The organism is Vibrio hangzhouensis (assembly GCF_900107935.1).
GTDB lineage: Bacteria > Pseudomonadota > Gammaproteobacteria > Enterobacterales > Vibrionaceae > Vibrio > Vibrio hangzhouensis.
Genome location: NZ_FNVG01000042.1, coordinates 1 through 20,157 on the forward strand (window position 1 = coordinate 1; position 20,157 = coordinate 20,157).

At 46.1% G+C, this 20,157-nt stretch carries 23 protein-coding genes and 1 tRNA gene; 8 read left to right on the forward strand and 16 right to left on the reverse strand.

Features of this window, described 5'->3' with window-relative positions:
* Positions 1 to 119 precede the first annotated feature (119 nt).
* The 4 genes from C4S60_RS22410 to C4S60_RS22425 all read right to left on the reverse strand — a co-directional run bounded on the left by C4S60_RS22410 (position 120) and on the right by C4S60_RS22425 (position 5,812).
* Positions 120 to 485: a hypothetical protein gene (locus tag C4S60_RS22410; RefSeq protein ID WP_103882635.1), complete on the reverse strand. Its 366-nt coding sequence runs from the start codon at positions 483 to 485 to the stop codon at positions 120 to 122.
* A 164-nt stretch (positions 486 to 649) separates the two neighbouring features.
* Positions 650 to 2,620 carry an MtrB/PioB family decaheme-associated outer membrane protein gene (locus tag C4S60_RS22415; protein WP_103882637.1) on the reverse strand — a complete coding sequence of 657 codons (1,971 nt, stop codon included), beginning with the start codon at positions 2,618 to 2,620 and terminating at the stop codon, positions 650 to 652.
* A gap of 8 nt (positions 2,621 to 2,628) precedes the next feature.
* A complete protein-coding gene (locus C4S60_RS22420; protein WP_103882638.1) occupies positions 2,629 to 3,585 on the reverse strand; it encodes a DmsE family decaheme c-type cytochrome in 957 nt (318 codons plus the stop codon).
* 61 nt (positions 3,586 to 3,646) lie between these two features.
* On the reverse strand, positions 3,647 to 5,812 hold the full coding sequence (locus tag C4S60_RS22425; RefSeq protein WP_103882640.1) for an OmcA/MtrC family decaheme c-type cytochrome: 2,166 nt from the start codon (positions 5,810 to 5,812) through the stop codon (positions 3,647 to 3,649).
* Between the two features lie 246 nt (positions 5,813 to 6,058).
* On the opposite strand from C4S60_RS22425, the gene C4S60_RS22430 reads away from it, so the two are divergent.
* Positions 6,059 to 6,679 carry a c-type cytochrome gene (locus C4S60_RS22430; RefSeq protein WP_103882642.1) on the forward strand — a complete coding sequence of 207 codons (621 nt, stop codon included), beginning with the start codon at positions 6,059 to 6,061 and terminating at the stop codon, positions 6,677 to 6,679.
* Positions 6,680 to 6,720: 41 nt separating this feature from the next.
* Complete coding sequence (locus C4S60_RS22435; protein ID WP_279626965.1) at positions 6,721 to 7,221, forward strand: NapC/NirT family cytochrome c; 501 nt, start codon at positions 6,721 to 6,723, stop codon at positions 7,219 to 7,221.
* A 76-nt stretch (positions 7,222 to 7,297) separates the two neighbouring features.
* On the opposite strand, the gene C4S60_RS22440 is transcribed toward C4S60_RS22435, so the two are convergent.
* Both C4S60_RS22440 and C4S60_RS22445 read right to left on the reverse strand, forming a co-directional pair.
* The gene (locus C4S60_RS22440) at positions 7,298 to 8,014 is read right to left on the reverse strand and encodes a sugar isomerase domain-containing protein (RefSeq protein ID WP_103882646.1); all 717 of its coding nucleotides are present in this window, start codon (positions 8,012 to 8,014) and stop codon (positions 7,298 to 7,300) included.
* A gap of 49 nt (positions 8,015 to 8,063) precedes the next feature.
* A complete protein-coding gene (locus C4S60_RS22445) occupies positions 8,064 to 8,252 on the reverse strand; it encodes a hypothetical protein (RefSeq protein ID WP_146060893.1) in 189 nt (62 codons plus the stop codon).
* A 72-nt stretch (positions 8,253 to 8,324) separates the two neighbouring features.
* Between C4S60_RS22445 and rodA the strand changes: the two genes are divergently transcribed.
* Positions 8,325 to 9,407 (forward strand): rod shape-determining protein RodA, encoded by a 1,083-nt coding sequence (gene rodA, locus C4S60_RS22450; protein ID WP_103882678.1) that lies wholly within the window; start codon positions 8,325 to 8,327, stop codon positions 9,405 to 9,407.
* A 16-nt stretch (positions 9,408 to 9,423) separates the two neighbouring features.
* Here rodA and C4S60_RS22455 read toward each other — a convergent pair whose 3' ends face one another.
* The 6 genes from C4S60_RS22455 to C4S60_RS22480 all read right to left on the reverse strand — a co-directional run bounded on the left by C4S60_RS22455 (position 9,424) and on the right by C4S60_RS22480 (position 13,010).
* On the reverse strand, positions 9,424 to 9,804 hold the full coding sequence (locus C4S60_RS22455) for a hypothetical protein (RefSeq protein ID WP_103882650.1): 381 nt from the start codon (positions 9,802 to 9,804) through the stop codon (positions 9,424 to 9,426).
* A gap of 192 nt (positions 9,805 to 9,996) precedes the next feature.
* On the reverse strand, positions 9,997 to 10,305 hold the full coding sequence (locus tag C4S60_RS22460) for a hypothetical protein (protein WP_103882652.1): 309 nt from the start codon (positions 10,303 to 10,305) through the stop codon (positions 9,997 to 9,999).
* Positions 10,302 to 10,616, reverse strand: a complete 315-nt coding sequence (locus tag C4S60_RS22465) for a DUF4405 domain-containing protein (RefSeq protein ID WP_103882655.1) — start codon at positions 10,614 to 10,616, stop codon at positions 10,302 to 10,304. Before C4S60_RS22465 ends, C4S60_RS22460 begins: the two co-directional genes overlap by 4 nt.
* Positions 10,617 to 10,875: 259 nt before the next feature.
* The gene (locus tag C4S60_RS22470; RefSeq protein WP_160111397.1) at positions 10,876 to 11,505 is read right to left on the reverse strand and encodes an EAL domain-containing protein; all 630 of its coding nucleotides are present in this window, start codon (positions 11,503 to 11,505) and stop codon (positions 10,876 to 10,878) included.
* Positions 11,506 to 11,743: 238 nt separating this feature from the next.
* Positions 11,744 to 11,820: transfer RNA gene (locus C4S60_RS22475), tRNA-Arg, on the reverse strand.
* Positions 11,821 to 11,873: 53 nt separating this feature from the next.
* Positions 11,874 to 13,010 carry a flagellar assembly protein FlgT gene (locus tag C4S60_RS22480; protein ID WP_103882659.1) on the reverse strand — a complete coding sequence of 379 codons (1,137 nt, stop codon included), beginning with the start codon at positions 13,008 to 13,010 and terminating at the stop codon, positions 11,874 to 11,876.
* Positions 13,011 to 13,169: 159 nt separating this feature from the next.
* Here C4S60_RS22480 and C4S60_RS22485 point away from each other — a divergent pair, with 159 nt between their 5' ends.
* Entirely contained in the window at positions 13,170 to 13,805 is a 636-nt protein-coding gene (locus tag C4S60_RS22485; RefSeq protein ID WP_103882660.1) for a FlgO family outer membrane protein, read from the forward strand.
* Positions 13,806 to 13,814: 9 nt separating this feature from the next.
* On the forward strand, positions 13,815 to 14,243 hold the full coding sequence (locus tag C4S60_RS22490) for an LPP20 family lipoprotein (RefSeq protein ID WP_103882662.1): 429 nt from the start codon (positions 13,815 to 13,817) through the stop codon (positions 14,241 to 14,243).
* Positions 14,244 to 14,281: 38 nt separating this feature from the next.
* Here C4S60_RS22490 and C4S60_RS22495 read toward each other — a convergent pair whose 3' ends face one another.
* Complete coding sequence (locus tag C4S60_RS22495) at positions 14,282 to 14,662, reverse strand: PilZ domain-containing protein (RefSeq protein ID WP_103882664.1); 381 nt, start codon at positions 14,660 to 14,662, stop codon at positions 14,282 to 14,284.
* Between the two features lie 363 nt (positions 14,663 to 15,025).
* On the opposite strand from C4S60_RS22495, the gene C4S60_RS22500 reads away from it, so the two are divergent.
* Positions 15,026 to 16,351, forward strand: coding sequence for a GGDEF domain-containing protein (locus C4S60_RS22500; protein WP_146060895.1), 1,326 nt, complete (start codon positions 15,026 to 15,028; stop codon positions 16,349 to 16,351).
* A gap of 61 nt (positions 16,352 to 16,412) precedes the next feature.
* Here C4S60_RS22500 and C4S60_RS22505 read toward each other — a convergent pair whose 3' ends face one another.
* The 3 genes from C4S60_RS22505 to flgA all read right to left on the reverse strand — a co-directional run bounded on the left by C4S60_RS22505 (position 16,413) and on the right by flgA (position 18,064).
* On the reverse strand, positions 16,413 to 16,838 hold the full coding sequence (locus C4S60_RS22505) for a flagella synthesis protein FlgN (protein ID WP_103882668.1): 426 nt from the start codon (positions 16,836 to 16,838) through the stop codon (positions 16,413 to 16,415).
* Positions 16,839 to 16,899: 61 nt separating this feature from the next.
* Positions 16,900 to 17,217 carry a flagellar biosynthesis anti-sigma factor FlgM gene (gene flgM, locus C4S60_RS22510; protein ID WP_103882670.1) on the reverse strand — a complete coding sequence of 106 codons (318 nt, stop codon included), beginning with the start codon at positions 17,215 to 17,217 and terminating at the stop codon, positions 16,900 to 16,902.
* A 100-nt stretch (positions 17,218 to 17,317) separates the two neighbouring features.
* Positions 17,318 to 18,064, reverse strand: a complete 747-nt coding sequence (flgA, locus tag C4S60_RS22515; protein WP_103882672.1) for a flagellar basal body P-ring formation chaperone FlgA — start codon at positions 18,062 to 18,064, stop codon at positions 17,318 to 17,320.
* Between the two features lie 76 nt (positions 18,065 to 18,140).
* Here flgA and C4S60_RS22520 point away from each other — a divergent pair, with 76 nt between their 5' ends.
* Together C4S60_RS22520 and C4S60_RS22525 are read left to right on the forward strand one after the other, a co-directional pair.
* Positions 18,141 to 19,076, forward strand: coding sequence for a chemotaxis protein CheV (locus tag C4S60_RS22520; RefSeq protein WP_103882674.1), 936 nt, complete (start codon positions 18,141 to 18,143; stop codon positions 19,074 to 19,076).
* 80 nt (positions 19,077 to 19,156) lie between these two features.
* Positions 19,157 to 19,987, forward strand: a complete 831-nt coding sequence (locus C4S60_RS22525; protein ID WP_103882676.1) for a protein-glutamate O-methyltransferase — start codon at positions 19,157 to 19,159, stop codon at positions 19,985 to 19,987.
* Positions 19,988 to 20,157 lie beyond the last annotated feature (170 nt).

Genomic DNA, 20,157 nt, shown 5'->3' on the forward strand with positions numbered 1-20,157 from the left:
AACTGAACACCTTGATGAAGCTCTGAGTCCTGCATCTTGAGGTCACTTGAGTATAGGTTTGTGATGAGAGGTGATCATAAAGCCCGCTTCATTGCGAGCTTGTAGAGATTCAGTTGAGATTAATAAGGTTTTGGTGTCGGGCGCTCTGCAACAGAAACCTGGCGAGCAGTGACAATGAGCCCTTGTGTGTAGCTGTATCCATAACCGTAACCATAACCGCCATACCCGTTATCGCCACGACCCCCAGGTTCTAGTAAAGCCTTAAAGTCGTAGTCGCCACTGGTAATTGGCGTAATGGAGATTACCTCAAACCCATCTTGATTCAGGGTTTCCACTGCTTTTTGCAGATCCTCGGTGAGGCGCACACTGTCAACGACAGACTTGGAATAGCCGGTTTTGGTCCAAACAGGCTCGTCACTGTAGTCGACAGTCTCATGCTTGCCCACTTCGCAAAAGTGAGCGGGCACATGAATGACTCGATTCATACTGATACCTTATTACATTGTTATTCTGATAGCCCAATTGTGTGTCAGTCTCATTGCTAACTTACATCTAGGGTAAGGTCATTTTACATAACTCTATCGTCAAGTCTTGTAATTTGTTGTTTAGTATCAGTAATTTGAAGTGATCTCTTCTCCAGACTTAGGATTTAGAAGCGATATCCCCAACCAACGAAAGCAAAGTAGCCATTGTAGCTCTGATTAATGTCTCCCATAGTGGCCTGATCCTGACTATAGAGGTAATCAAACTCTGAGAAGCGCTCGTAGCGCATATCCAGATGTAAGGTTTGCTGTTCTGTTAGTTGATATCGGCCCTGAATTTCGGCCCTATGTGAGGTGGCATCGTTGTCGGGATATTGATAACCACCGCCATTGGTCTCTGTTCTACCGCGGCCATCACTGTAGCTGTAATCGAACGACAAACGTAACTTTGATTCCAGCAGGGTATCGTCGGCAATACCGACACCAATGGTGGTGATATCATCCGTCAGCTCTGACTGGAATCTGGCGTAGTCGCTAGCGCTGCTGTTCGCATGCTGCTGCTCAGATTGAATCCGCTGTTGATTGAGGTAGGCATAGCCTGTGGTGGTACCTAAGAGTACCCAGTTCACGCCAAGATCATATCCCATATCGCTGGCAAAGCTGGTGCCAATGTCCGGTTTAGGGTACCTCTCGTTGGCCAACCAGGCATCGAGTGTAATTTGCCAGGTTTGTGTCAGGTCGTAACTGGCATCGACTCTTGATTCCAGTCGGTCTCTGTCTGCCAGGTAGAATTTTCGCAAATTCGGAGAACTGGATGCGTAGGACCAATTTGAGCCTGAGCGGATATCGTAAAGCAGTTTAGCTCCCAGTTGCCAGTCACCCACAGGTCGATAGCGCGCCCCAAAATACACTTGGTTATTCTGCGTCATTTCTCGGTCTGCGTATTGTCGTTTGTCCCGACGATACTCATAACCCCCGTCTAACCTTAAAGAGCGACTGAGTTTATGGTTTAAAACGACCAGCGCTTTGCCTTGACTACGGTCGTAATCGACACGCTGAATGCCAACCAGGGCGTTAGTATCGGATTTGTCGTCACGATCCAGATAGTCCAGTTTAACCTTAAGTGTGGACTTGTTACTCAACCGATTGAGGTAGTTTGCATCAAAGCTCCAGGTGTTGACCTTACCCTTGAAGTTATTTTGCATTATTGGGGCTTGAGGGTACTGCGTGAGCCCTGCGTCAGAGGTTGATTGTGACCACTGTAGTCGACTGTTTAGCGACTGGGTGTCGGCTCGATAGTCGCCCAACAGACTCAGCTGATGAAAATCGTTGTCTGGTTCATAGGATTGCTGATTACCGTATACATTGCCTGTTTCACCGTAATAAAGAACGCTGTGATCATTTCTGAATACAGAGCCGCGATAGGTGATTTCCGCTCCCCAGTCCTGCTGCCGGTATTTGATGCCAGCCTGACTATTCAGGGTTTGTTGATCAATGGGTTTAGCGAGATAACTGGGCGCATAACCAAAACCTGGGATAAAGCTGATGTAAGACGCTTGTGTACCTTGTTTTTGTTCGAGTTTCATGTCGGCGTAAGGCGTCCATGGAGAGTCCGGCTCGTAACTGAGATTCAACCCTAACACTTTGCGTTTAACGGACTTCTCGAAGTTGCGAAAATCTGAGTCCAGTACCTGAACGTTGTTGCTGCCTGTGTAGGGCGTCAGACTATTATTATTCCAGTAGTAAGGATGTTCGCTGTAGGATAGCCCTAACTGAACGCCCTGATAGTTTCCGATTTCACCACGCAGCAAAAACCGCTCGAACCCGAGGTTACGGACTTCAAATAGCTGGTAATTTCCAGATTCATCCTGGTTAGCAACGTCACCATTGAGCGCGGCGACGGCACCTTGATCTCTTCCTATGGGAACCCAATTGTTAAACCGTGGGCTACCACCGTTATCGACATAGCCAACGCCCAGATTGACGTTAGCCGTGCGATCGGGAATCGTTTCACAGACATCACAGCCCCAGCGACTGGTGTCGGCTTGCTTAGCGTTCTGAGCAGAGAAACTCTCAGCACCCCAAGCAGGTAGAGCAAGGGCTGCACAGATGGCAAGCCACAAAGGTGAAAGCTTCATACCCCCTCCTAATTACTCAAAACTCGGCCACGGGGATGATTGCTCCCGTGAACTTGATTATGACAGTTCATACAACTCCCGCCTCTCACGCGCAGATCGCCTTCGGGAATGTCTACATTGGCATGCGGCACTCTATGACAATCCTGACAGAGTTGTGGAGGACGTTTGATGAGCAGAGCCTGATTGATCGACCCGTGTGGGTTATGGCACAGGCTGCAATCTTCGGTTACCGGTTCATGTTCCCAGAGGTTAGGTCCGCGTTTCTCGGCGTGGCACTCGTAACAACTGTCGTTGATAGAACGCCACTTTAAGCTGTATTCGTTAACGGTCTGATGTGCGTCGTGACAGCTCGAACATTGCAAATCGCCGTTCAATATAGGGTGGCTGGTCCGTTTGTGAAGATCCGATTTTGTGCGAACATGACAGTCAGTACAGACATCGGTCTGTAACTCAGCGACCATCATAGGGTCTTCTTTTTGGTGCACTTTGTGACAACTTGAACAAGAAAGATCTTCAAAGGCGTGCTCGCTGCTGTGCCATGCTGCCCGCCCGGAGTCAGTATGACAGGACAGGCAGACACTGTTCTGTTTTTCGGCACTCACTGGAGAAAGGTCACCAAAGGTGATCATGGGCTCTCTCTGGTTATCGCCTCTGGGTCTACGTGCGTGGTTACCAAGAGGTCCATGGCAGGCTTCACATTGGTTGGTATTCATCGGACTTTCTGGGTGGCGGACATTACCGTGAACATTGTCAAATATTCCCATGGCTGAGTGCTCAGATTCATCGTCATGACAACGAAGGCACTCATTCGCCCCTCTCCGAGAGTATTTTCCGTCAGAAAATTTCTCGACGAGCTGCGACTCGACCTCCTGTCTGGGATCTGAGTCTTCGGCGTAAGCTGAAGTGGCAAAGCTGACCAAAGCCAAAAACAAGACACTGAACCACCGGTTAATTGCCCAATCCATTCACTGCTCCTTAGCTGCAGAAAACAGCGGCCCGGTAATAACCCGGACCGCTGTCAGATGATTAACGATAGTCGTAGACGTTGTGAACGCTATCCACACCCTTTAGCATACCCACAGCATGACAGGACGCACATTGTTCTGTGCCCGTTGCCTCTTCTGCAGTATCTGCTGCGAATACGGCGCCGTTACGAATCATATGGTCGAGTGGGAAGGTGTCCACATCTGCATCTCCAAGAGCCTGTTGTGAACCATCCTCATTCTCGATACCGACGTGACATGCACCGCAGGTAACCAACGCAGCACTGAACCACTTCGCTTCGCCATTCGATGTGGCCAATGAAGGACGCGCATTCTGCTGATTTGGCAGGTTGTATTGGTCGCGTGTATGACATCCTTCACAGTTGTTGCTGTCGCCGGGATAGGTTGGAGAACCATCACGGTGAGAGCCAAAGGTGTGATAGGAGTGCACGTGATATTTCAGGTCGGCAGGGAACCCGGCGTAAAACGCAGCACGCTCGGAGTTATGACAGTTGACACACTGTTGTAAGTCCGTTGCACCGTGGCGGGTTTCATGGATGGTGAAGTCTTTGTGGCAGTTGGTACAAGATTCCACATCTGCCCCCACTGGCAGTGCATGGGAAATGGCGATGCCACCGAAGTCAAATGCGCCTTTCGAATTCTTGGCTGCAACTCTCCAAGGAATATAGTCTGGCTTTTCATTGGTTAAGTCAGCGCATGCTTTTAACACGCCCGCACGTCGGTCAGCACATAACATCACTTCAGCTACTGAAACGGTGAGTTTCGAGTTGGCATCAGGTTGTTTAGCATAACCCGAAATATCTTGGGTACAGACAAACAGGCCATTACCTTGTGGTGAGCAGTTATCACTCGTTCCGTCACTGGTAACCATATTAAGCTGAGTCGTGCCGTAGCTTAATTCTGGCCCGGAACCGTTGTCCCAGTTCAATAGTAAGTAAACTCTAGGAGTAGTTTTATTAGTATTGATGTCAAGGTACGGAGTTAATGCCGTGATCGAATTAATGCCCACACCGTCTAATTCAACTTTGACATCGACAACATAATTGTTGCTTTCGATGCGAGCGTTTTCTATCGATATAGACAGCATGTCGCTGGCTTGTTGTATCTTATTCAAACGACCGATATGAACATCGTGGACATTAAGGCCGTCAGGATTCCCTTCGGTATGGCAACTGGTACAAGAGGCGGCAGACCAGTTCGAACCCGCTTCCCCGGCGTGCACTGAGAACCCTGCGCCGCTCGCGAGAGTATCTCTAACCTGGTGGCATGTTTGGCAGGAGTCATAATCTTGCTTCATCCAGTTCGTAGCATCGTCTGTTACACCTGCAACAGGGGCTTTATGGCAAGTATCGCAATTACGAATATCCTGTGGGTAGGGTTTATCAACGAACGCATAAGAAGAGGCCAAAGTTGGGTCGTTCGCAACAGGGTCACCGTTTTCATCTTCGGTAATCAACTCAAAAATATCACCGTGAACGGTATGGACTATGGTCTCGAGGCTACGGCGACTGGTCTCAGGAACACTGTTGTTATGACAGGCAACACAAACGCGGGGATCTTTACGGCTGCCGTGTTTAATTCCTGTGTCCTGATGGCAATCCGTACAACTTGAGCCATCAAGGATGTTTCTGGTCATAGGGGGCACGCTGCCGCTTGGCACCCAGTCGATGACCTCACTCAATCTGTCACCGCTTTCGAGTCTGTACTCGAAGGTGATGCGGTGCAGTAAGTTCTCATCCCAGGGAATCACGGCATTATTACTGTCAGCGGGGTCAACCACAGAGGTCACATCGAAACTGAATGTATGGCGATATTGTCCGGGGGCCAGAGTTTCGAGATTGGATGTGGTCTCCACGTAAGGTGTGGTTGTGCCGTCTCGTTCACGATAGGTAAAACTTTTCCACATGGTTTTGTTCAGTGTGGTTGCACCCTGATTCGGGTTGTCTGGTCGCTGGATGAGTTTCATTAACCCAAACGATGGATCGGAGGTCAGTGTCATGGCCTCTCCGTTTGCGTTTTTGACGGTAAACTCGACCGATAAGGTTCCGTCGTCAGTCAGAACTGGCGTGCTCAGCAAAACGACCGCGTCACCAGATACGGGAGTGGATTGGTCATCACTTCCACCACTATTACATCCGGCAAGTGAGACCGCGAGGAGTGTCAACCATACAAATCTTAATATTTTCATGGCGTATCCTTACTAGTAGTCGCCACAAATATAAGGTTAACAAACACCTAACTTAAATTGTTAGCCACATTCGTGTTATTACTAGCGTGCAGTGAATTTAATGTTCTGGTACTTTATTTACATTGTTAATTGTATTTAACATTACTTAACAAAACTTGATCGAGGCCAATAAATAATCTAAAAATTTAATCTACTGTTAAGTTGTTGAGACTTGGATCAATAAATCACTCAGTAACGAGGTCTGCCATGAAAATTCCAAATCTAATTATGCGATTATTTAAGTTAATTCCTTTATTTATCATATCCTTTAATTATAGTTTTGCTTCTCAGGCTAATGAGGAATTAATAGCGAAGTGTGACTCCTGTCATGGAAAAAATGGTGTGAGCCAAGCATCTGATATACCAACAATCGCTGGTATTCCTGAGTGGAACTTATCTGATCAAATGTTACAGTATCTGGATGGAAGGCCCGCCAAGACTGTGAGCTATGTCTCTGGTAATACCAGTGAAACAGGTAACATGAAATCAATTGTGGAGGGACTAACTGAAGAGCAAGTTGAGCAATTAGCTGCATACTATTCGGAGTTTGAATTTGTTAAGGCTTCACAACCTTTTGATGAAAATATGGCAAAGCAGGGTGAAGATATACATGAGAAGCAGTGTGATAGCTGTCACAGCAAAGGAGGTAGTGATCCCGAAGACGAAGCTTCTATACTTGCCGGTCAACATAAAGAATATATTTTATCATCACTTAGAGAATACAAAGAGGCTAAAAGACCGGGTGATAAAAAAATGTTAAGAGAAATTCAAAAGTTGAACGAAGATCAATTGGTTTCTCTTGCTGAGTATTACGCAAGTGTACAGTAAATAAGTAATTTGTTTGTTCAATACCATTTAAGGGGTACGAATTGAAAACAATACTCGCTTTAATAATAGGTGCACTTTTATACCTCGGGTACGATAGCGCCATGACCTACACGAATAGCAATCAGTTCTGTTTTGGCTGTCATGTGGGCATGGACACCATAGTCGAGGAGTACCAGTCTTCTGTCCACTACCACAACACCAAAGGGGTCATTGCTGCGACTTGTAGTGATTGCCATGTACCGCGAGAAACGATCCCTAAATTGACTCTGAAAATAGCGGCTACTGCGGACATTGTTCATAAGTTGATGGGCACCATAACGTTGGAGAACTTTGAATCTGAGCACCGAGAAAGACTGTTTAATAAAGTGACTCATGAGTTTAAAGAAAACGATTCAAAACAGTGTCGCTATTGTCATGATGTGGAACGTATGGACATGGAGAATCAGTCTCGTAGTGCCCAGAGACGGCATCAGACGATGGCAGAAAAAGGGCAGACCTGCATTGATTGTCATGATGGTATCGCGCATGAGCTACCTCAATAATCGATAGTATTCATGCTCACCTCTAATTGAAGAAAGTACAACCGTGTTCGGACATGCGTTGTGCTTTCGACCATGCCTACATGGCCTTCAGTCGACCCTTAAAGTGAGCATACACGTCGTCATTATCAAACCCATCGATGTTTTGACTTGAGAAAACCAAAGGCTCTACACCCTGCTCCAGTGCCAGCTTTTGAGCTTCTGTGGTAATGGTATTGATAAGTGCCATTCCAGAGATACTCGAAAAAGCTCCGGTGACTCGCTTATTAATCTTACACAGGCCGTCACCACTCGGGACCTGATTGTCGAGAACAATATCCACAATATCCATCAATTTGAGTCCTGAGCGGTGTCGGCTAGGGTATTTGGATGACTGTTCTACTGAGGTGATAGCAATGACTGGGTGGCCTTTCTGCTTGGCGAGCTGAGCAAATTCCACAGGCAGGGCATTTCGACCTGAGTTGGATACCACCATGATCACATCATTAGCACTGATGCTTTGTTCTTCCCAAAGGATCTGCGCTAAACCTTCCAGTTTTTCGAGCTTAGAGCCTCTTAATGCTCCGTCTGAAGTTAGCACCATTGAATCCAGAATCGCGTTGACATTACCCAGTCCCCCTGCACGAATGAAACCCTCAAGTCCAACCATGTGCGAGTGACCCGTACCCAATATGTGAATCATGTTGTCATTGATGATGGCCTCAGAAAATAACTTAGAGGCCAGTTTAAGCTCGGCTTGGTTAGACTCAAAAAGTTTATTTAGGGCAACCAGTAGCTTGTCGCTGTATTCAAACATAGGCGTTATCTCTTCATTTACAGGTGTAAAAACTATTACAGCAAAGTTCTCACTGAAGAAGAAGTCGCAGGGTGACAAAGATTGCTTTATTGTCGACTTGGCAGTACATATAAGCAGATTTCAATATCAGGCTTTGCGATTGCAATAACCACTCAAGAGATTTCCATTGTTTTTGCCCTTGAGACGGTGTCGTGGTGTTAGTAGGGACACTGTCTGCGGTAGGCTTACGCAACCCCATTATCATGTTTCCAATATCAACCATCCATAAAAAAGAGTGGCGAAAGAGCGCAATGCTCGACCATGTCATATGATGAAAAAGTACTATACCCCGCAGCTCGATGTCGCTATCGTGCTGGCCATACTCTGTTTAATGATTTTGAGTTCTCTGACCATTTGGAGCGCGAGCGGCTACAGTCAGGCCGTGATGATAAATCATCTGATTCGGTGTGCTATTTCGATGTCGTGTCTTCTGATTATGGCCTCGATTCCTGCCAAGCAATATCGCAGAATTTCCCCTTATCTGTACTTGCTCACCATCACTCTGCTGGTGGCAGTGGTGCTGGTCGGTGATAGTACCAATGGCTCACAACGTTGGTTGAGCCTTGCTGGCTTTCGATTTCAGCCTTCTGAGCTAGTGAAGTTAGCCATCCCAATGATGGTTGCCTGGTATATACAGAGAGATGGAGAAGCACCGTCGGGTCTGCGTCTGCTCGGTGCTATGTTGATGACGGCCGTCCCCACAGGGTTGATTTTTGTTCAACCCGATTTGGATGGCGCGATTTTCGGCGTGATATATATGCTGTTTGTGCTCTATTTTGCCGGGATGAGCTGGAAAATCATAGGTGGTTTTGCCACCGCCGTGGCGACTGTGATTCCCTTGTTGTGGTTGTTTGTTATCGAGACCTATCAGAAAAAGCGCATTCTTCAGTTTCTTAATCCGGAGAGTGACCCGCTTGGATCTGGCTACCAGATCATTCAGTCACATATTGCCATTGGTTCGGGGGGATTGAGCGGGAAAGGCTGGATGAATGCCACTCAAAGCTCTCTTGGCTTTATTCCTGAAAGCCATACCGACTTTATATTTTCTGCCTACGCCGAGGAGTGGGGCTTTTTGGGCAGTGTGTTACTGCTGTCGTTGTACCTGTTTATTACCCTGCGAGCACTCTGGCTGGCTTGCCGTTGTCATCACACCTACAGCCGCCTGGTCAGTGGCTCCTTGGCGCTCAGCTTCTTCCTCTACGCGTTTATTAATACCGGGATGGTAAGCGGACTACTGCCTGTCATGGGCAGTCCCCTGCCTTTTTTCAGCTATGGTGGTACCGCGATGATCACTCAGGGGATCTGTTTTGGAATTATCATGTCTTTGTGTCGGGCCTCATCGCGGTACGAGTGAGATTGAGTCTGTATCGTCAGCGCTCTGATAACTGGGATCGGTTTTCGATGAAAAACTGATAGTCCAGATATGCCTTGCGTACCCTATCGGGGATCGGCTTTTCGTAAACGCGTGCATCATCGATCTTTTCCAGAGACCAGCCCTGAAAAATGGGCTCTTGGTAGCAATTGATACTGCCTTCGTTGCCCTTATTAATCAGGGTATGGCGTATACTCTGTAGGTGATACCAGGGGGAACTTTTGCCTCTGAAGTGGTTGAGAACGGGGTATTGGATCAGGAATATTTCGCAGCACAGTAACTGTGCGAGCAAGCAATCGACACTGGTTCTTTGTTCTTCGGGATAGTAATGTACAACCTTTTTGAGCTCTCGGTTACATTCTTGGATCACACTAGCCAAACCTATCCCCCTTATTCGACTGAATATACGCTTAAATGCATTAACGAAGTTTGTGGACACACATACACAGTAAGCCACCAACTTGACGAATTCCAGTCGAACATAGCATTTGCGGGATATGAGCGTCTAAGTTAACGCTGGGAGCGAGTCGCCCTGTCAACTTGCCCCACAGAAAAAGTAGCCAATTGTTGGTTAAGTTAACTTGGCATTGCGTCGAGGCTTTACTTTCCTATTTTTCAATTTTGTCATCAATTGTAAAACGCCATAACTGATGAACGCGGGCACTAATGTCAGCACGGTTAACTTGACAAAGGATACCGCGACTAAGGTCAAAGCTGATATTGCCTGCTCGCCATCATTGTGTTCAAGAACAATTGCGGAGCCGTTGATTGCCTCTGCCCATGTGGAAAGTTCAATGGTCCACATCGCAGCGCAGAGAGTAAGGGAAACCAACAGGATAACCGCCGTTCTTTGCTTCCACTGATTCGATAGATATTTCATTGTGCACCTACCTTTTTCTGTGCTTTGTCTCTTGGCATCATTTTCTTGGTCATACTCTTGATCCATTGCCAGTGCAATGCCAAATGCACGCCTAGCATAGGCATCACCAAATTACCGAGATCATGGTGCAACTCAGACCAAACCGGCAATATGTCGATTGGCATACCAAGTTGCGGTAATAACGCCTCCGAAACCAGAAATCCGCTGAGCGTCGCCGCAAGTATCACAAGATAGAATAGGGCATCCCATACGGCGTTGAAGCGATCCTTGTTCGATTGCTTATGAGCAAAGTTTTTAGGCAGAGCCACCATCCAGTCCCAGTGAAGAAGTAAATGGCTCGCTTACAGGCAACGGCGAATAAAATGGCGGGTAAAATGAAGAACGGTTAACTAGTGTCTACTGAGTCGGTGGCTATTCAGCTCGTAAGATATTTTTCATTTCAACTGGCTTTTCGTAGAAGTAACCTTGAACAAAATTATGTGGAATAGCTTGCAATAGATTATGTTCTTTTTGTGTTTCAATACCTTCAAGAACAATCTCAACCCCTTGACTATACAAACTATTAGTCAATTATATCAAAAATGGATTATTGTTATGACAAAAATCAAGAATTAGTGATCTGTCTATTTTTATTATGTCTGGCTTTAGTAAGTTTATACGAGCATCGTTTGAAGCCATTTGGCCATAATCATCGACGGCTATTTTTGTTCCAGATCTTTTAAATGCGGATAGGCCTTGTAACAGATGAGCTTCATCGCTTTCTTTAAACTCTGTGACTTCCCAAACAACATTTTCGGGTTTCAATCCCTCTAGGTGAATACGCCTAATCGCGTGATCTATTGCTGAGCTGTTATTTGAAATGCGAGCGAACATTGTTGGGTGGGCATTTAGGAATATTTTTCCCTTTAACTGAGCTAAGGAAAAGTTTCGTAAGTGTAAGCTGGCACATAGTCCACAGATATTGGCTATCTCAGTTTTTTTTTCAAATCGAGAAAGGAAAACTAAGGGGCTTATCGAAAGTGCGTTTTTTGTCACTCGCAGCAAACCTTCGTACCCAATTATTGCATCAAGAGATTTTGATAAAATCGGTTGAAATGCACTTTTTAGGACGTATTCCTCAAAATGACCAATCCACTCACCATCAACTAAACTTAAACTTTTGCCAAGAGTTGATGGTGTATATAGTTCCTTAAACTCCAAACTGAGCCTCACCGTTTGAAAGCGCTTTCCTGTTGCGCAAATTATATGCAATTGTCTCTATGTTTCAAGCAGTATGTGATTGAATGTAAGTGAGTTTTAGTCCTAAATATTAATTAATATGCATAGTAAGGTCGTGTGCACATTGTGTGGAGTTGGATAACTTGACCCGTTAGCTGGCCCAAAAGCAGTAGATACAAAAAAGAGTTAGCAAAATACTTTACTAACTCTTTGAAAAATATGGCGCTCCCGACAGGATTCGAACCTGTGACCTGCCCCTTAGGAGGGGGCCGCGCTATCCAGCTGTGCCACGGGAGCGTGTGATCAATAATACTCAATTATTTGAGTAAGTTAAGTCTATAGAATCACATTTATTTCTGTTTGTTCATTACATCACCAATTTGAATGCTGTTGGCGAGGTTAGGCTGATCCACTGTGGCTTCTGCTTCGCGCTCGTAGACTCGGGAGACCGTTAAAGTAATTTCGCTTTGCGATACTTTGTTGCGTGGCAAACCGTTCTGGTCGATGAAGGAGCCGGTGTGCCATAGACGCAGTTTATCGCCTGCCTGTACGCCATGAACACGACCAAGGTCGATGGTCACCTTGTTGCCATAAGAGGCAACCACTTCCGGTAAGGTCATTTTGCATGAAATCTCGGCTTCCAGATCGAGCATGATGTTACGACTCAGACGCTGCATCATTTCGCCATAGGTCGATGTCCAGAAGCGGGCGCTTTTGGTGTCTACCTTACTGGTTTTGGCGAAAGGCCACTTGGCGATTTCACGATAGGTGTGCTGGAAAATTTCATGACCCGTTTTGCCGTCAAAAAGCGCAAGATCCATAGCAAACTGGCGATTAATGACGTCATCGGTCAACAATCCGCCCTGGGTGATGGTAGCGGTCAGATCTCGGATCTCACCGGTAACAAGATATTGGGCGCCGAGATCATCGGCGATCATTTTAATTCGCTCTGGATAACGCTTGTTAATTTCGTATCGAGTTGTGCCGACTGATACAAAACTGTATGAGCGATTCGCGAGCTGTTTATCCACGACTGAACTAAAATCTTCTCCTAGCTTATAGATTTGTCCCATCACCGCCTGTTGAGGGTCAACAATGTCGAACATTGCCACCCCTATGGTCTTTTTATACTGCTCGTTATGGCAAGCCTTTGCCGTAGGGTAGATATCAACCCGCGCTTTTACCACCATTTGATTGCCGCTTACGTATTTATCGTCGATCACGATATGACGCACTTCAGAATCGATGAACTGGTACTGGTTTTTATCGTCTTCTAGTAAAGGTGCGAGGTTTGCCAGGCTACCAATATCGGCGCCAGAGAAATCAACGGCTTTATATACCGCATCCTCTAGTGCGTAGATCCTTGCCGCCTTCTCTGAAGAGACAATGGTCGCCGTGCCGGTGACTTCGTACCACGCAGCGTAAGCTGAGCTGGCACCAAAAGTAACCAATGCCGTTGAAATTAGAGAAGAAATGATTTTTTTCATACAGTCAATCCAAATGCGGAACAATATTTGCTAGCTAATCTATAACGAATATTGGAGCGGGCTTTCTTATTTAGGACAGAATGAGAAAAGCAAAGATTGTTCCAACCTTGAAAGAACGTGGAACAATTCATCCAATTCATAACTTTTGGAGAGTGTGTAATGAAAAAGTGGCTACTGATGGCTTCAGTGTTGACGCTGACGGCTTGTGCCTACTCACCAATCTATAACGGTAAAGAATCGTACTCGGGTAGTAAGTTTATGCTGTTAGAGAGCCCTCGTCATACGATGGATTACTTCGTTGAAAGTCTAACGGACGAACTGGTGAAATCGAATACCAGTGTCTCCGCTCGTACACCGATAGCGGTGGCATCCTTTGTTGATCTGCAAAATATGGACGCAACTAACTGGCTAGGTAATTCGGTGTCCGAAGGGTTTATTCACCAGTTGCAGCGACGTGGGTTTAAGGTTGTCGATTATAAAACCACAGGCTCGATACAGGTGACCAGTCATGGAGATTTCGTATTCAGTCGAGATTGGAAAGATTTGGCTCAACAGCAACAGATTCAATTTGTTCTGACTGGCACCATGTTGCGTCAGGAAGGCGGTGTGTTGGTCAATGCACGTGTAGTGGGTATGCAATCACGTATTGTCGTTGCGTCGGCACAGGGCTTCTTGCCGGCTGACCGAATTGGCCGTGATTTGGATACGCTGAACCAGATGCGTACCGAAGATGGCGTGCTTATTCGTTCAGACCCAACAATGACAACACCACATACAGTGATCTTGCGACCATAGGAAAGGAAAATGAGATTATTAATTGCCGCACTGACTACGCTCGTAATGTTAGGTTGCACACCGATAACGGCGATGAATCAGAATACGCTGACAGCCGTCGGATATGCGAGCATCAGCGAGCAGACGGGTCGCAATGAAGAAGAGAAGCAAGTTCGTGCGATGCGCGCATCTAAAATTGATGCATATCGTGAACTGGCAGAGCAAGTTTACGGCCTTCGAGTTTCCGCTCGTGCGGACTTGCAAGATCAGCGTTTGGGTGTCGAGACGACATCGGGTGCGGTTGATGGCGTGATTCGTGGTGCGGAAGTTGTACGCAGCTATAAGGTCGGCGATAGCTATGTGACCGAATTATTGTTAGATATTGAGAAAATGGACCGTTTGCGTGATTACGGTGAGATTCGCCGGGTCCCCGAGAAGAAACGTCAATCACTGTTCTAAAGCTTGATGAAGTGGCGGTAACATCATGCCGCCACATCTTATCGCACGAAAGGCTCCGATGAGGCTAGCGCGATTTGTTTAGAAGCACCGAAGAATAGCATATCTGAAATACCAAGTTTTTTTTCAAACTGAATGCCAATCCGAAGTTGACGCCTGCCCACTATTTGCCGGCCAAACACGACTCTTCCCTGATACTTTCTATTGCCAATCCTTACCTTTACTCTGCTTCCAACGTCAATCTTGCGAGGACATTCAATGCCAATTCCCCCTTTAGAAATGTCGACGACCTTAATGGTGATATAGTGTGAAAAAATTCCGGCCTTTTTAACGTAACCTTTAGCAAATTGCATGGAAAAACGAGGATCTTTTCTGTGCTCTTGAATTTGTGGTTTGTTTTCAATAAAAGTAAGCGCTTTCATTTTGTCCAGTTATTATCGTGTGTTTTTTTAGGCGGCAAGGTTTTATAATATCGACAGTTTAGCAGATGATACTAGCAATGATTCATATGACCTTGCCACTATTAACTGTGGCTTTTGAGATGCAGTGAACGATTCTTTAAATTGTCATAAAAACATAATATTAAGTTCATTTTGGTATGTTTTGTTTGCTGGGGATTCTGTCTTTTGTAGTAAGCTTATGACAATACCTGTTTGAAGATACTGCCCATATGTATGTGATTAATCACACGATTTTAAGGGAGACTTGCTGCTTTTTGGAGCATTCAAAAACGAGCTGAGATACTCTTATATTAGGAAGCGCTTTCTTTCAAGGAGAGAAATATTGTGCGGTGGTTGAGGTTGTTTAAAAGGGAGAATGGTTACGTTCTTCTGGCGGTTTTGAGTTTGGTATTACTCGCATGGCACCATACAGGGATGGAGATAAAGCATGATGTTGATCTTGCCATTCCCGGTGTCTCCATGATGAATGATGCGATCAATGGCGGCCGTTCACGTGGTCATTTTGTGCAACAAGAGGATAGTGTGCGCTTTTCTTGCCAAACTCAGCGCTCCAATACCTTTCCGTTTTGCAGCGTGGTTATACCGACCTCTCACCAGGCGCTAGAAGGCCTTGATCTAACGCGATATCATTCTATTGATATCAAATTATCATATTCAGAAGCGTCCGGCCTGAAAGATTCAGTACTCATTTATCTACTGAATTCAGAGCATGATCCAGCCTCTAGCAAAACCGTGCTGAGAGCAAACCTTCAGACTATTATTCCCGTCAACCAGTTAACGCACACCTATTCATTGCCCATCTCAAACTTTTATGTACCTTCGTGGTGGTCATTTCTGCATGCTCAGATCTCAGATCACTCGGCTCACATTTATAACGTCACCGACATACAGGTTGCAACGGGTGACAGCCACGCTCCTAAGAATAGCCAGATCACAGTTCACTCTGTCCAATTTGTTGGCAAGTGGCTGACGTTGCCGGAGCTGCAATTCATTCTGGTTTCTGCATGGGTTTTAGCGGTGATTGTCGATGTTGTGTACCGCTTAATCGAATTGCAAGGCTCAGTAAGAGTAAATCAAAGTCGACTGTCTACTCTTGATAACAGTTTGACCCATGCTAACGAGGAGCGTGACAAATACCGAAAGCTGGCTTCACTGGACAAGTTAACCGGACTGTACAATCGACAAGGCGTACAAGAACATTACACGGAGAAGCTTAAAAGCGATGTACCTTTGTTTTTGATTATGCTTGATATCGACAATTTTAAGCAGATTAACGATAGCTACGGCCATAACAAGGGCGATGCCATTTTGGTGAATTTGGCCAGTACTTTGATTCGTCACTTAAGAGAGGATGTGGTTATCGGGCGTTGGGGCGGCGAGGAGTTTGTCCTGCTCTGCTCAGCAAAACGCCCGGAGACAGCCGTTTGTATTGCTGAGCGTATTCGCAGAAAAGTGTCGGAGAGTCAGCTGTGTTCCTATCTGACGGTAACCTGCTCGGTTGGCGTGACGAATGTTGATAAAAGTGCCACCTTAAAGGACAACTTAGAACGCGCTGATATGGCGCTGTACCAGTCTAAGCAATTGGGTAAGAATAGGGTTTCAACCCATTTTGGAGGAATGAATGAACAGAGTGTGCGCAAGGCGGGCTAGGGTGTGAACTGCATGCGTCCCGGCATTTAATTCATTGGTCGCTTTTGCAAAGCGGGAAGCGCTAAGCCTTCAGATTGGTGCCCAACGTCGACAATGTGTGAGTTTGCCCCCCGGCATTGTAGGTCATGCCAATTTTGCCATGACTCTGCTGCATCAGGTTATTGAGCTTATTGAAGCTCAATTGAGCACGCTGCAGGCTCTGACCATTGATCTCATTGAGTTGCTGACAATCGAGAATAATGGATTTAATGTCCGCTACTTTTTGTGTTAAAGGCGCTTCATCGGTGAGTCGCGCCACGTCCTGATGCTGACTCAGTCGTTGATCGGTTTGCTGCAGCTGACCAATGATGGTCATTTTTTGCTTAGCTAGTTTCTCTATTTCTGAGGAATCCCGGGCAGCGATTGCCTTGGTTTCTTCTGATAACAACAAAGACAATGCTTTCGCATTTTTCAATTGGTAGTCAATAAGATCGACGAGTGCTGCCACTTTGAATACCTATTTGTTAGAGGCACTACCGTTTAACGATGGTAATTCCTATCGTGAATAATTATCGTAATCCACCAAGTTCGTCTTCAAACTTCATCATGTTGTCTGCCAGTTTTTCGGCGTCGACGGTGTAGGAGCCGTTGGCGATCGCTTCTTTAATGGCGGCCACTTTTGCAGTATCGAAACTAGGTTGACTCGCCATTTGTTGATGCATTTGACCAATGGCTTTGCCACCCTGACTGAGAGTGACCGCATCTTGTTTCGCTGATGATTGACTAACTTGAGCTGAACTACTGTCTTTGCTAGCTTCCGAACGGGCAGGAGCACGACTGGTTGTCGTTAGCGTCTGTCCAGAACGAATATTATCAATGCCTGCCATAGTTTAGCCTTCTTGTTACCTAGTTAATTATCTAGGTGTCTATATAGTTTACCTGTGTACCGACTATATCGACCAGCGTTATAAGTACTTTAGAAAAAAATCAGAAATTTACGGTGATTTCTGCAACGCCGGTGACAATTCCTTCAATTATACGCTGAGACTTATCATTTTTCACTTTTACTGAATCTCCATTGGCGCCATCGGAGAGGGCAGTACCTTTGGTGGATATGGTCATTTCACCTTTGACAGCGCGAATTACTACTTTCTCATTGCGGCAGACCACGCAAACGTCATTGCGCTCTATCACATCACCTAGCCTGAGGTTTTTCTTCAGTTTTGCGCCAATGACCTGATCAAATTCGGTAAAACCTTGACGCCTCATACGATTTTTATCGATCATCGTCATCATGACATCTTGTTCGCCAATAACGCTGCCTCGTGAAAGGGGACGAGATGTGGTTACCAGAGGCATCGATACTGACATTCTGACCGGGACGTAAAGACGCCAATTGTCTTCTGGGCATTCCACCAATACCGTCACATTGCTGCTGGTGTTGCGTGTGCTGGATGAAGAGGTTTCTAGTGGAGAGGGGCAATCTGTTGCATGGACCCGAGAATCTATGTTGCCGGGGGTGGCAATAATTTCGCCGCCTACTGGTTGGTCAATCGTATTTAAAACATGAGCTTGGGCAGCCTTTTGGATGTTTTCTATTTGCTCAGGCGTTGCCGCATGCGTTAATACACTAAAGAATAGCCCCAGCCCGACGATAAAAAGAGAAGGCCATTTGAGCCACTGGCTCAATGTGTGGCTAGATGTACATAAAAAAGATGTCTTGATATACAGCATTCTGTTTCTCGGGTTCCTCATTGCCTGTGTAGACTATCACTTTTTTCGCTTAAAAGTTTGAGATGGAGAAGAACTTATGACCGGTATCTTGGATTCGGTGAATCAACGAACGCAGCTAGTGGGTCAGAATCGACTGGAATTGCTAACGTTTCGTTTGATGGGCCGCCAGCGTTACGGTATTAACGTGTTCAAAGTAAAAGAAGTGCTTCAGTGTCCAAAGTTAACCCGTATGCCGAACCTGCATCATCTGGTTAAAGGTGTGGCTCATATTCGCGGTCAGACCATTTCTGTTATTGACCTGAGCTTGGCTATCGGAGGCAGACCAACGACGGACATTGATAACTGCTTTGTGGTGATCTCTGAATTTAACCGTAGTACCCAGGGCTTCCTGGTGAGTTCGGTCGAGCGCATTATCAATATGCACTGGGAGTCGATCTTGCCGCCACCCGAAGGCGCGGGGAAGGCCAACTACTTAACTGCGGTTACCAATATCGATAACGAATTGGTTGAAATTCTCGATGTCGAGAAGATTCTGGCAGAGATCTCACCAGTCGAGGAAGCAATGAACAGCAACATTGTGACTGAAATTGCCGCTGCGGAACAGAAGAGTCAGAAACCAGTGGTAAGACGCATTATGATTGCCGATGACTCAGCGGTTGCCCGTAAACAGGTCCAACGAGCGATTGATTCTATCGGTTTTGAGTCCATTTTGGTTAAAGATGGCAAAGAGGCTTATAACAGGTTGGTAGAAATGGCTTCAGAAGGTAGTATTCATGACCAGATTTCTTTGTTGATCTCAGACATTGAAATGCCGGAGATGGATGGTTATACCTTAACCGCTGAAGTAAGACGACATCCTGAGCTTAAGGATCTTCATATTATCCTGCATACCTCGCTAAGTGGTGTCTTTAATCAGGCGATGGTTGAGCGGGTCGGTGCCAATGAATTTATTGCTAAGTTCAACCCAGATGAGCTGGGAGGCGCGGTTAAAGCGGCCGTATTGGCAGAATAGTCAGACAATCACAACAAGAGCTTGTAACTGAATGAGATAAGCGTATAAAACAAGCCTTCAAAAGTAGTATAGAGAAGTGAATGACAGCGATAACCATTAGCGATCAAGAGTATCGTGATTTTAGCCGCTTTTTAGAAGCTCAATGCGGCATTGTTCTTGGTGACAGTAAACAATATCTGGTGCGAAGCCGTTTGAGTCCGTTAGTGTCCAGATTTGGCCTTACCTGCCTGTCTCAGTTATTGAGAGACGTTGTATCCGGTCGTAACCGAGAGCTGCGAGTGGCCGCTGTTGACGCAATGACAACCAATGAAACGCTGTGGTTTCGTGACACCTACCCGTTTACGGTGTTAGCAGACAAATTGTTACCAGAGATGGCGGCAAATAAGCGCCCGATTAAAATTTGGTCAGCGGCGAGCTCTTCCGGTCAGGAGCCATATTCAATGGCGATGACGGTTCTGGAAACTCAGAACAGGAAACCGGGGATGCTGCCCAGTGTTTCCATCACCGCAACCGATATATCCAACACTATGTTGGATATGTGTCGCCTTGGTGAATACGATAATTTGGCATTAGGCAGAGGACTATCCCCAGAGCGTCGCCGAGTATTTTTTGAAGAAGCCGGTAACGGCAAGATGAAAGTGAAGGACAACGTTAAACGCTTGGTGAACTTTCGTCCTCAGAATCTGATGGACTCATACGCATTGCTTGGCAAGTTCGACATTATCTTTTGTCGAAACGTACTGATTTATTTCTCGCCGGAGATGAAGTCAAAAGTGCTTAATCAAATGGCGCGTAGTCTCAATCCCGGAGGCTATCTGTTGCTGGGCGCTTCTGAATCATTAACCGGACTCACAGACCAGTTTGATATGGTGCGCTGTAATCCGGGTATCATCTATAAGTTAAAGTCTTAACCTCTCTAAGCATGCACTGAGCCCTGGTTTTCGCCGGGGCTTTTTTCTTGCTATGCTCTACACACCCTTGCTGTTGGCGGTGGCAAGGAGAGACATTCCTAATATACTCAAGTGACCTCAAGATGCTTGTTCAGCGAGAATTACTTGGCTTCTAGGCGCGGCAGTGATTT

Coding starts and splice junctions, on each gene's coding strand:
- C4S60_RS22410 (WP_103882635.1), bottom strand. CDS start 485: ATGAATCGAGTCATTCATGTGCCCGCTCACTTTTGCGAAGTGGGCAAG.
- C4S60_RS22415 (WP_103882637.1), bottom strand. CDS start 2,620: ATGAAGCTTTCACCTTTGTGGCTTGCCATCTGTGCAGCCCTTGCTCTA.
- C4S60_RS22420 (WP_103882638.1), bottom strand. CDS start 3,585: ATGGATTGGGCAATTAACCGGTGGTTCAGTGTCTTGTTTTTGGCTTTG.
- C4S60_RS22425 (WP_103882640.1), bottom strand. CDS start 5,812: ATGAAAATATTAAGATTTGTATGGTTGACACTCCTCGCGGTCTCACTT.
- C4S60_RS22430 (WP_103882642.1), top strand. CDS start 6,059: ATGAAAATTCCAAATCTAATTATGCGATTATTTAAGTTAATTCCTTTA.
- C4S60_RS22440 (WP_103882646.1), bottom strand. CDS start 8,014: ATGTTTGAATACAGCGACAAGCTACTGGTTGCCCTAAATAAACTTTTT.
- C4S60_RS22445 (WP_146060893.1), bottom strand. CDS start 8,252: ATGGGGTTGCGTAAGCCTACCGCAGACAGTGTCCCTACTAACACCACG.
- rodA (WP_103882678.1), top strand. CDS start 8,325: ATGAAAAAGTACTATACCCCGCAGCTCGATGTCGCTATCGTGCTGGCC.
- C4S60_RS22460 (WP_103882652.1), bottom strand. CDS start 10,305: ATGAAATATCTATCGAATCAGTGGAAGCAAAGAACGGCGGTTATCCTG.
- C4S60_RS22465 (WP_103882655.1), bottom strand. CDS start 10,616: ATGGTGGCTCTGCCTAAAAACTTTGCTCATAAGCAATCGAACAAGGAT.
- C4S60_RS22480 (WP_103882659.1), bottom strand. CDS start 13,010: ATGAAAAAAATCATTTCTTCTCTAATTTCAACGGCATTGGTTACTTTT.
- C4S60_RS22485 (WP_103882660.1), top strand. CDS start 13,170: ATGAAAAAGTGGCTACTGATGGCTTCAGTGTTGACGCTGACGGCTTGT.
- C4S60_RS22490 (WP_103882662.1), top strand. CDS start 13,815: ATGAGATTATTAATTGCCGCACTGACTACGCTCGTAATGTTAGGTTGC.
- C4S60_RS22495 (WP_103882664.1), bottom strand. CDS start 14,662: ATGAAAGCGCTTACTTTTATTGAAAACAAACCACAAATTCAAGAGCAC.
- flgM (WP_103882670.1), bottom strand. CDS start 17,217: ATGGCAGGCATTGATAATATTCGTTCTGGACAGACGCTAACGACAACC.
- flgA (WP_103882672.1), bottom strand. CDS start 18,064: ATGCTGTATATCAAGACATCTTTTTTATGTACATCTAGCCACACATTG.
- C4S60_RS22520 (WP_103882674.1), top strand. CDS start 18,141: ATGACCGGTATCTTGGATTCGGTGAATCAACGAACGCAGCTAGTGGGT.
- C4S60_RS22525 (WP_103882676.1), top strand. CDS start 19,157: ATGACAGCGATAACCATTAGCGATCAAGAGTATCGTGATTTTAGCCGC.